8 protein-coding genes are annotated in these 10856 nt (G+C 71.5%); all 8 read right to left on the reverse strand.

Annotated features, from left to right (window positions below):
* Positions 1–10: 10 nt before the first annotated feature.
* The 8 genes from ABD197_RS13100 to ABD197_RS13135 are packed head-to-tail and all read right to left on the reverse strand — an operon-like array spanning position 11 to position 10812.
* The gene (locus ABD197_RS13100; RefSeq protein ID WP_344055233.1) at positions 11–1369 is read right to left on the reverse strand and encodes an RDD family protein; all 1359 of its coding nucleotides are present in this window, start codon (positions 1367–1369) and stop codon (positions 11–13) included.
* Positions 1366–2982 (reverse strand): serine/threonine-protein kinase, encoded by a 1617-nt coding sequence (locus ABD197_RS13105; protein ID WP_344055235.1) that lies wholly within the window; start codon positions 2980–2982, stop codon positions 1366–1368. The genes ABD197_RS13100 and ABD197_RS13105 overlap by 4 nt, the downstream gene beginning before the upstream one ends.
* A complete protein-coding gene (locus ABD197_RS13110; protein ID WP_344055237.1) occupies positions 2979–4190 on the reverse strand; it encodes an FHA domain-containing protein in 1212 nt (403 codons plus the stop codon). Before ABD197_RS13110 ends, ABD197_RS13105 begins: the two co-directional genes overlap by 4 nt.
* Entirely contained in the window at positions 4190–5002 is an 813-nt protein-coding gene (locus ABD197_RS13115) for a PP2C family protein-serine/threonine phosphatase (protein ID WP_344055239.1), read from the reverse strand. The genes ABD197_RS13110 and ABD197_RS13115 overlap by 1 nt, the downstream gene beginning before the upstream one ends.
* A complete protein-coding gene (locus tag ABD197_RS13120; RefSeq protein ID WP_344055241.1) occupies positions 4999–6189 on the reverse strand; it encodes an RDD family protein in 1191 nt (396 codons plus the stop codon). The genes ABD197_RS13115 and ABD197_RS13120 overlap by 4 nt, the downstream gene beginning before the upstream one ends.
* Positions 6186–8588, reverse strand: a complete 2403-nt coding sequence (locus ABD197_RS13125) for a transglutaminase TgpA family protein (protein ID WP_344055243.1) — start codon at positions 8586–8588, stop codon at positions 6186–6188. The genes ABD197_RS13120 and ABD197_RS13125 overlap by 4 nt, the downstream gene beginning before the upstream one ends.
* Positions 8585–9841, reverse strand: a complete 1257-nt coding sequence (locus ABD197_RS13130; protein ID WP_344055245.1) for a DUF58 domain-containing protein — start codon at positions 9839–9841, stop codon at positions 8585–8587. Before ABD197_RS13130 ends, ABD197_RS13125 begins: the two co-directional genes overlap by 4 nt.
* Positions 9841–10812 (reverse strand): AAA family ATPase, encoded by a 972-nt coding sequence (locus ABD197_RS13135; RefSeq protein WP_344055247.1) that lies wholly within the window; start codon positions 10810–10812, stop codon positions 9841–9843. Before ABD197_RS13135 ends, ABD197_RS13130 begins: the two co-directional genes overlap by 1 nt.
* Between the last annotated feature and the right edge of the window lie 44 nt (positions 10813–10856).

Consider the following 10856-nt stretch of genomic DNA (forward strand, 5'->3'; position numbering starts at 1 on the left):
CTGTGACGGCTCACAGCCGCACCACTGCGGCCACACGGTCGCCGAGTCTGACCGAGTCCCCCTCGGTGGTGAGGATCGGTGTCCCGGCGACCACCGCGTATTCGGTCCCGGCCCGGATCAACCCCGAGCCGTTCGTCGAACCGCAGTCGGTGATCTCCACACCGTCCGCGACCGACCGCACCAGCAGGTGGGTCTTGGACAGGGACCTGCTGTCGTCGGCCAGCGCGACGGCGCGCGCCCCGGCGTGATCCGCCGTGTCGGGGTTGCGCCCGAGCAGCACGGCGCCGTCGATCGCGATCCTCTCGCCCGAGTCGAACACGAGCCCGAAGACCGCTGCACGGGCGGGCTCAGGTGCACGCTCGGCCTCAGGTGCACGCTCGGGCTCCGGCTCGCGGGCGAGCGGCGGCTCGGGGACAGAGTCGGGCGCGGGGTCCGACCCGAGCGCACCGGCCGGCGCGGACTCCGTATCCCGTGCCGTCGGCAGTGCCGCGGCATCCGTCGGTTCCTGTCCCTGCACGATCTCGCGATAGCCGCCCAGCACCGGGGTGCCGGGCTGCACCTCGAGCGGTGTCGCAGCCGGGGCCGCGGTGGCCAGACCGATCGCGGGTCGATCGCGGGCGTCGTGCGGACGGGCCATCCCGATGACGCCGGCGCTGACGCGACCGGCCGGGCGGTATTCGGGCTGCGCGTCCGGATCCGCGGGCGTCGCGAGCGACGGCAGTGCCGAGCGGCCCCGGGTCGGCTCCGCCTTCACGACCTTGCGCGCCACGCGCATCCGCTTCTGGTCGTACGGGTTCAGACCGCGTCGGACATCGACGAGCCAGACTCCGGTGGCCTTGTCGTGCAGTCCCCGGCCGCGCCCCTCGGGATCGAACGTGGGCGAGACCAGCAGGAAGGCCGGACCCAGCAGGGGAATGATCGCGCTCGCGATCAGGAGCACGAAGCGCACGAAGACCGCACCGACGCGGGGCCGCTCAAGGGTGCGGACGTTGACGCTGCGGATGCCGGTCGCGGCCTTGCCGATCGTCACGCCCTTCACGCCGTGCAGGATCAGCTGCACCACGAGGTACACCACGCCGAGCAGCGTCGAGACGCCCGCGGTCACGGCGGCGAGGAGGAAGTCCGGGTGATTGAGGAAGCCGTAGGGCGAGATCGCACCGGTCGCGAGCTTGGCCACGAGCGGCACGGCGCCGATCAGGAGGGGAAGTGCAAGGACCGCCCAGATCCCGACATCCACCGCGAAGGCCAGTGCACGGCGCCCGAACGGCGCACGCAGGAGTCCAAGGGCCTGCGCGTACGCGGGATCCGGTCGACCTTCGGCATCGAGACCCTCGATCGTCGACTTCTGCTCGGCGATGTCCCAGATCATCCGTCGACGCACCCACGCACGGGCTCGGAGACGCGGCCGTCGTCCCGGCGCAGCATCACGTCGACACACAGCGTGCCTTCCGCGACGGGGAGCTGTGCCACGGGCTCCTCCGTCTGCTGCGGGTCGACCTCGCCGGAGACCTGGACCCGGCTCCAGATGAACGTGTCACCCTCCTGCGGGTCGCGGTTCAGCCACGTGAAGACGATCACCTCGCCCTGCCGCGATCCGGTCAGCTCCGCCACTTTCGGCACGAAGTCCGAGACGACATCCTGCGGCTCGGACGTCTCGACCGTCTCCGGGGGCGTCGAAATCGTCGAGGCCAGCACGTTCAGTCCGACGATGCCGCCGATCACGACCAGTACGGCGGCCGCTGCGGACAGCGCGATCCACAGACCCTTCCGCGTCGGGCGCGGCGGAGCGGACGCAACGGCCACGGGACTCTCGGTCGGCGGTGCGGGATACGGCGCGACGATTCGCGGCGGACGCAGCAGAGTGCGCTCGTCATCGGTCGCCGGCGTCTGGGTCGCGGGGGCCCGCATCTGCGTGGCGTCGTCCACCGCGCCCGTGTCGCCCGCCGCCGCGACCGGCGGCGCATCGAACCGCGGAACATCCGCCGCGACGGCAGGGCCGCCCTTGCGCTGCGTGGTCGCCGACGGGCGGGTGAAGCCCGCGTCGGGGTCGATGCTGACGATCTCGCGGACCCGCGTGAGACCGTCGCCGTCATCGTCGAGGTCTTCCGCGGGCGGGTGGTCATCGACGATGTCGATCGGGGTCACCGAGTGGGAGAGCTCGATCTGCACTTTCTGGAGAGCGCGCGCGAACGCGACGGCGCTCGGATAACGATCGTCCGGGCTCTTCGCCATCGCCCGGTCGAGAACCCGTTCCAGGCTCTCCGGGACGTCGGGGCGCGCCGTCGAGGTCAGCGCCGCGTTCTCGATCCGCTCGATCAGGTCGGCGCTGGAGTTGCGCTCCCCCGGCCGTTCGAAGGGCGAGCGCCCGGCGAGGAGCGTGTAGAGCGTCGCACCGAGGGCCCACACATCGGTGCGCGGTCCGCTCTGCGGAGGTTCGGCGAAGGACTCCGGCGGTGACCAGGGAATGGACATCCCCGCGGCCTCTCCGGTCGCGCCCGTCGTGGAGGCGATGCCGAAGTCGGTGAGCGCCGGCCGGTTGTACGCGGTCACGAGGATGTTCGCGGGCTTGATGTCGCGGTGCAGCACCCCCGCGCGATGCGCCGTCTCCACGGCCCCGGCGACCTGGATGCCGACGCGCAGCGCTTCGGCGACCGAGAACGTCTCCTTGCGGGCACGCTGCTGCAGGTTCGGCCGGGGGCAGTACTCCATCACGAGGTAGGGTCGGCCGTCGCCCGCGACGCCCGCCTGATAGATCGTGACGATCGCGGGGTGCGTGGAGAGCATCGCCATGACGTTGGCCTCGTCGGCGAACTCCTGCGCGGCGCCGCTGGAGATCCGGTCGGCGAGAAGCACCTTCACCGCGACTTCGCGGCGTGGCATCTGCTGCTCGTAAAGGAAGACGTCGGCGAACCCGCCGGTGCCCAGGGGCTCGACATAGCGGAAGCCGGGCAGCTCCGGCGGAGTGGACGGCGGCCGGCTCACGGCAGATCCTCGAAGACGACTTCGACACCGTCACCGAGGTCCACGACGTCGCCGGAGAGCACGATCGTCTGTTCGCCCGGGTGGAGGCGAACGGGCTCGGCGCCGCTGCGCAGCAGTGTCGACCCGTTCGTCGTGTGCAGGTCGATCACGACGACGGTGTCGCCCTCGGGACGGATCTCCAGGTGGCTGCGCGAGATGTCCTGCTGCGGGCTGTCGACCGCGATGAGGTGGGGAAGGTTCGCGCCTCCGGCGCGCGCGGCTCGGGGCCGGCGACCGATGATCACCGTGCGGTCGAGCGTCACGACCTGCCCGGTGGAGACGCGCACGCGCCCGCTCGCCGCCGGGACGACCGGGAGGATCGCCGTCGGCGCGTCGCTCGCCGGGGGCGCCTGCTCGCGCAGCGCCCGCAGCTCGGACACGGAGATCGTCGCACCGTCGTGGTCGCCCTGAGCGGATGCCGGGGCTGCGGGGGCCCGCTCGACGCCGGCGACCGGCGCGGAGTGGACGGTCGCACCCCACAGCTGGTCGAAGTCTTCGCTCGTGGGGGCAAGCGTGACCTCGCTCGGCAGGAGCGTGGCGTCGGGGACGGAGGGTTCGACGGGCACCGGCTCAGGCGCCGACTCCGACTCCGACACGGGTGCGGGCTCGGGCACGGTTTCCGGCTCCGGTGCACGTGCGGGCTCCGGCTCGGGCGCGCGCTCCGGCTCCCGGGCGGCAGGGCGCTCGACCTCGGGTTCGCGCGCGACCACGAGCGCCGCGGCCTGCCGGGACTCCTCGAGGTCCGCGCTCGCCGCCGCGGCATGGACGACCCCACTCCCGAGAGGGAGCTCGATGCCGTCGCCACCCCCGCCCAGTGCGATCTCCACGCGGGTGGCACCGCCGACGAACCTCTCGCTCCACGTGGTCAGCTCGGCGCCGGAGAAGTGCTGCACTCCCCCGGCGGTGCCCACGTGCGCGGACACGTCGCCGCGCAGCGCGATGCGCAGATCGGTCCCATCCGCAACCGCCGCGACGAACGGGGGAAGCGCGGCGAAGTCACCGCCCGCGTGGGAGGCGAGGACGTCGAGGACCGTCGCGAGCGACCTCTGGTCCGGCATCCGGTCCCAGAGTGTGCGCACGACGTCCGCCGGCGTCTCGGGCGGCAGGGCGACGAGGACACCGGGGAGGGCGATGAGGTACCACGGGCCCGGTCGGTAGGTCGTGTGCATCAGCGAACTCCTCCTGCGGCTTCCCGCGGACGCGTGTCCATGTCCATGTCCGAATCGGTCTCGAGAAGCGTGCCCGGGCGCGAGGCGACCGAAACGGCGTCCACGACGACCACGGTGATGTTGTCGCGCCCGCCGGCCTCGACCGCCTCACCGACGAGGACGTCGGCGGCCTCCTGCGGGTCCGGCACGCTCGAGAGCACCGCGCGGATCCGCTCGTCGGAGATCTCGGAGGTCAGACCGTCCGAGCACACCAGGATCCGGTCGCCGAGCTCCGCCGGAAACAGCCAGTAGTCGGCGTCCCCCGTGCTGCTCGCGCCGATGGCACGCGTGATGATGTTGCGGCGCCGGTCGGTGAGGGCTGCCTCCGGGGTGAGCTCACCGGTCTCGATGAGCTCTTGGACGACCGAGTGGTCCACGCTGATCTGCTCGAGCTCGCCGTCGGCGAGCCGGTACGTCCGGGAGTCGCCGATGTTGACCGCGAGCCAGTACCCCATCCCGTCCACGGCTGCGATGACCACACCGCTGAGGGTGGTGCCCGCCCGCCCGTCCGCCGAGAGGGAGAGCCGTTCGACGACGACCCGGGCCCGCGCGAGGGCGAGACGCACGTCGTCGAGGTGAAGCGACGTGCGTCCCACCGACGTCGCGAATTCCGCGATCACTGCGGCACTGGCGCGCTCGCCCGCCTCGTGCCCGCCCATCCCGTCGGCGACCACGAACACGGGCGCGCTCGCCAAGTGCGCGTCCTCGTTCAGGGCGCGGCGCAGACCCGCGTGCGTCGCGGAGCCGGTCGAGACGACCAGCGCCGGCCTCACGCGTAACCGCCGATCGTCACGATGCGGTCGCCGATCTCGATCGCGTCGCCGAGGCGGACGGTCACGCGCTGGCCGGCCGGGCACGCGATGCGCTGCCCGTCGCGGACCAGGGTCATGCCGTTCGTGGAATGGCGGTCGCGCACCCATCCCCCGGACGCCTCGGCTGCGGCCTCGAAGTGCGTCTTGGACAGCGACAGCGTCTCGTCCCGGACCGACACGATCACCGCCCCGTCCTCGGGCGTCGGGTTGCGGCCGAAGATCGTGCGTCGCGACACCGAGGTGCGGGTGCCGTCGTCCCACGTGAAGACGAGTCGGTGACCCGGGATGCTGATGCGCGTGTCCTCGATGTCGTCGGGCTCCGGCGCGACCGGGGCCGGAGACGGCGCCGCGGGATCCGGGCGGGACGGTGCGGGCGGCGCCGCGGTCGCGGCGGGCGGCGCCTGGACGGTCGCGTCGAGTTCGTCGGCGCCCGTCTGCGCCACGGGCGCGTCTTCCCGGGCTGCGGAGCTCCGGCTGACCCCGGGGACGAAGGCGATGAGCGCCCCCTGGTCCGTCGAGGCGACCGGAGGTGCGCTGCTCGGCGCGGGCGCGGGCGCCGGTGCCGGGCGGGTCGCGGGTGCCTGCGCCGCGGGAGCGATGTCCGCGGATGCCGGTGCAGCGGCATCCGCCTTCGTCATCGCGGGAGCAGCATCCGTCTTCGCCGTCTGCGCCGAGGCGACGTCCGCGTTCGCCTTCGCATTCGCGTTCGCGTTGAGCATGAGCGCACCTGCCGCTTTGTCGTGCCACCCCTGGAAGCGGCCGGAACCGTCGAACAGCGGGGTGAAGTACCCGACGACGATCGCGCACGCCGCCCAGAACACGATGTTGCGCAGGAGAGCCCGACCGAACCCCAGGCGGGCGTCGCCCGTCGCCGTGGCGAGCCGGAGTCCCTGTGCCCGCATGCCGATCGAGCCGCGGCCCGCCTGCATCAGGGTGTAGATCACGAGCCAGCCGAGGATCAGGAGCGCGGCGATGATCCCGCCGATCAGAAGCGCCGTGAGCATGCCCTGCGGGCCCACGACCGTCGCCGTCACGATGACCGCGCCGATGAGGACGAAAACCAGCGCCGTCTGGATGAACGCGTCGATGACGTACGCGATCGCGCGCCGAGAGATCGGCGCGATGGGTGCGGACGGATCCTCCGTCATGGCGTTTCACTCTCCTCGGACGTCGACTGGCTCGCGGCCTTCCCCTCGATCGTGCCGGATCCGCCGCGGACACGCGCGGTGGCGGCGTCGCGGAGTCCACGCAGACCGGACGAGATCGCCGATCCGGTCAAGAGCGAGCGCAGGCTCAGGCGGGCCTTCATGCGCTTCCAGAACCCGGCCCGCTCGCCCAGCGACCCGACGATCTCCTCGACCTCGGTCCAGAACGCCTCGACGTCCTCCGGTGTCGGATCCGACGGCCCGAACACCTCGGCGTCCGCGCGCTCGGCGAGGACGGTCACCCGCGGGACGTCAAGGCTGACGGCGACGGCCGCGGCCTCCTCCGGTCGCGTTCCCCCCGTCTCCAGGCGCGCCCCGTAGTCGACTGCACGATCGGTCAGTTCCTCCCACCCGCCGCTGATGCGGTCGGCCGGGCGGGCGGCGGTGCGTCGCGAACGGCGTTTCGCGGCCTTCCACGCGCCGATCAGGATGAAGGGAGACAGCAGGAGGGCGATGATCGCGAGCGAGATCGCCCCGATCAGCAGGATCGTCCCGATGATGCCGGCGAGGTTGATCGACTCGTCCTCGGACTCGCGATCCTCCGGCAGCGTGGGCGGCAGGTCGACCGGCTCCTGCGGCGGGGGCGGCGGCTGCAGGACCTGCGGCTGCGGATCCGTGCGGGGCTTGGTGTTCTGGTCGTTCGGGACCTGATCCTCCGGCGGGGTGGGGTCGAACGGGAGCCAGCCGACGCCGTCGAAATTCACCTCGACCCACGCGTGCACGTCGTCACCGGTCGCGGTGAAGACCGCCTGGCCGGAGTCCTCTTCCTCGGGGTAGTAGCCCATCACGACGCGGGCGGGGATGCCGACCTCGCCGGCCAGCAGCGCCATCGCCGCGGCGTACTGCTCGTCGTCGCCGATCATCTGGTCGCCGCCGATGAGCGTCGTGATCCGCTCCGACGTATGCCCGGCGCGCGAGAGCACCTCGCCCTCGAGTCCGTGGCTGAAGAATCCGCCTTCGGAGAGGAAGGCCTCCAGCGCCCGGACCTGCTCGATGGGCGACTCCGCACTGGCCACGGTCTCCGCCGCGAGCGCGGCGAGCTCTTCGGGCACGTTGCTCTGCTTGGGCTGCGCGACCTTCCCGAAGTCCACCTCGGAGAGCTGGTCGTCATCGGGGATCGTGGGGATCACCGCGTCGACGGTGTATTCGTCCCCGCGGCGGAGCTTCGGGGTGACCACAGCGGTTCCGGTGGACGGGTTGACGTACGTGCCGCGGCGCAATTCGTCTTCCCGGTCGCCCGAGTAGCGGATCTCGGTGGGCTCTCCGGCCACCGGGAGCCACACCTCGCGATACTCGCCGACCGCGATCCGCAGCGTCACCGGGATCCCCTCGGCATCGGGTGAGATGTCGGAGCGCAGCGGAGTGAAGGCGCTGGTCGAGGTCGGGCCACCGTCGGCCACGTTGTAGACCATGCCGTCGTAGTCGTCCATGACCGCGGTGCGGATGCGCGCGTCACGCGGCAGTCCCTCGACCGTGAACAGCGTGTCGGAGGCGTCGTCGCGGACGTTCTTGCGGAACGACTGCAGCGGGCTGGGGTAGTCGCGGACGTTGAAGGGCGGGATGATCGCGTCGCGGAAGACATGGCGGGGTTCCGCCGGCGCCGCGACGGCACTCGTCGCCACGCCCGCGCCGACGGCGACCGCGAGCACACCGGCGCCGGCGAGCAGGCGACGCATGCGCATGTGGGACGCACGGGCCGGATCGACCTGACCGACCGAGACGGCGCTGTTCTGGGGGGCCCAGATCTGGCGCAGGGCGAGCCAGGCGGTCGCACCGACGGCGAACACGATCCCCTGCACGATCGGGAAGGCGGGCTCGGGGGTGCCGAGCGCGATCACGAGCATCAGGAGCACCGCCGGAGGGATCAGCGCCCACCCGACCTGACGCAGACGCAGGGCGAGGGATGCCGTCGCCGTCGCGGTCACGAGCGCGAGGAGGAACGGCACGATCAGGTGGCCGTCGGCGGCGGCGACCGGTGCGACCGTGGTGAGCATCTGCTTCCACGCGGTCACCGTGCCCAGCACCAGGCTCTGCAGGGTCTGCAATGAGGGGATGACACCGAGGATCGTCGTGGACGGGATGGCGAGGGCACCGCCGAAGACGAGATAGGCGGCGATCACGAGGCCGGTCACGACGAGGATGCCCCACCGGCGCCAGGCGGCGAGTGCGGCGATGCCGAGGCCGAGCAGGATCCCGCCGATCGCCGCGGGAAGGAAGGAGGCCCCGGCGAAGGTCGGCCAGAAGCCGACCAATGCGGTCGCGGTGAGCAGCGCCGTCGCTCCCAGGTCCAGGATCCACCGGCGCGGCGCGATCACGGAGCGTGCAGCTGATGTGTCGGTCATGCGAGCACCTTCGACAGGGCCGCGGGGATCTGCTCGAGCGCGCCGATCGTGATCACGTCAGCCTCGCCGATGCGGCGCAGCGTGGGAGCGGAGGCCGTGGTGTCCGTGACGACGGCGAGCGCGCGGGCACCGAACGGCAGTCGCGAGCAGGCCAGGCGCAAGTCCTCGGTTCGCACCTTCGACCCGCAGACGAGCACCACGACGCTCGCGAGCGGCATCGTGGCCGACACGACGCCGGCAAGGTTCGCCAGGCCGCCCTCGCGCGGCTTGCTGGCCTCGAGCGCCGCGAGCGAATCGAGGAGCTGCTTGCCGGTCCCGGCGGGGAGCTCTCGCCCCTGCACCCGCACGTCCACGCGCTGCGAGTCACGCAGCGCCCGCAGTCCGATGGAGCCCGCGGCGGAGATGCCGAGCTCGAAGTCCTCCGCCGTGTCGTAATCCCCGCTGGAGCGTGAGAGGCCGATCACGAAATGCGACCGACGCGTCTCCTCGTATTGGCGGACCATCATCGTCCCGGTGCGCGCCGTCGAGCGCCAGTGCACGTGGCGCAGGTCGTCGCCGGGCTGATACTCGAGCAGGGCGTGGAACGAGACGTCGTCGCGCGACAAATCCGCGGCGGGAAGACCCTCGAGGTCGCGCAGGTAACCGAGGGACTGTCCGTCGAAGAGCACCGTACGCGGGTGCACGAAGAGGTCGACCGGCTCGTCACGGCGGTGCGCGCGTTCGAAGAGGCCGAGCGGATCGCCGCGCACGACGCTGACGGGGCCGACCTTCACGACACCGCGCTTCTGCGTCGGAATGGCGAAGAGCTCCTCCGCCTCTTCGCCGGGGGCGAGGCGCTGGATGCCGAACTCGCCGCGACCGGCGCCGACGGGGAGCACGATGCGGGAGGGCAGGATGGCCCGCGAACCCCGGTTGGCGAGGGTCAGGGCGCCCACGGCCCGTTCACCCACGACGACGCGCGTCCGCGCGAGGTCGAGGGACACGTCGTACGCCGTGCGACCGATCAGGAAGAGCGCGCACAACCCGACCGTGATGGCCAGCACGATCGCGACGATCGTCAGTTCGGACCATCCCGCGATCTGCCCGACGATCCACGAGCCGGCCGACGCCGCGATGAGCACCCACGCCAAAGGCCGGACGGCGGCGGTGATCAGGCGCAGGCGCGCGAGGACGCGCACCCCGATCAGGGCGGCGACGTCCTGCCATCCGGCCTCGCGCGTCGAATCGGGCGCCGAGGGTGCCTCGGCGACCATCAGGCCGCCGTTCGCGCCTGGGGAGCCGCGACCGAGTCGAGCACGCGATCGATCACTGTCTGGCTGGTCGTGCCGGCGAACTCGGCCTCGGCATCCAGCATCAGACGGTGCTGCCACGTCGGACGTGCCAGCGTCTTGATGTCATCGGGCAGGACGAAGTGACGCCCGTGCGCGGCCGCCCAGACCTTCGCGATGCGGACCATCGCGATCGAGCCGCGAACGGACACGCCCAGGCGCGTCGCGGGATCGTTGCGCGTCGCCTCGGCGAGCTGGGCGACGTACCGCAGCACCGCGGGGTCGACGTGCACCGTCGCCGCGAGATCGGCCATGTCCGCGACCGCGCCCATCGTGATGATCGCGCTCAGCCCCGCGGACGGGTTGCGGTTGGAGGCACCGGCGAGGATGCTCTCCGTGACCGCGAGGTCGGGGTATCCGATCGAGGTCTTGATGAGGAATCGGTCGAGCTGCGCCTCGGGGAGCTTGTACGTCCCCGCCTGCTCGATCGGGTTCTGGGTCGCGATCACGAGGAAGGGGCGTCCGGTCTCGTGGGTCACGCCGTCCACGGTGACCCGCGACTCCTCCATGACCTCCAGCAGTGCCGACTGCGTCTTCGGCGATGCGCGGTTGATCTCGTCGGCCAGCACGATCGAAGCGAAGATCGGGCCCTTGTGGAACTCGAACCGGTGCGTCTGCTGATCGTAGATCGTCACGCCGGTGACGTCGGAGGGCAGGAGGTCGGGGGTGAACTGGATACGGGAGCTCGTGCCCTGCACGGTTGCGGCGAGCGCTTTGGCGAGGCTCGTCTTGCCGGTTCCGGGCGCGTCCTCGAGCAGCACGTGCCCCTCCGCGAGCATCGAGGACAGCACCAGCGAGACGACCTCGTGCTTGCCCTGGACCGCTTTGTCGATGTTCTGCACCAGCCGGTCGAAGGTCTGGTGGAACCATGCGGCCTGTTCGGGGGTCATGCTCATGTCAGTTCATTCCTCTGCGATGACGAGAATCAGATGGGGAGAAG

Source organism: Microbacterium lacus, from assembly GCF_039531105.1.
GTDB lineage: Bacteria > Actinomycetota > Actinomycetes > Actinomycetales > Microbacteriaceae > Microbacterium > Microbacterium lacus.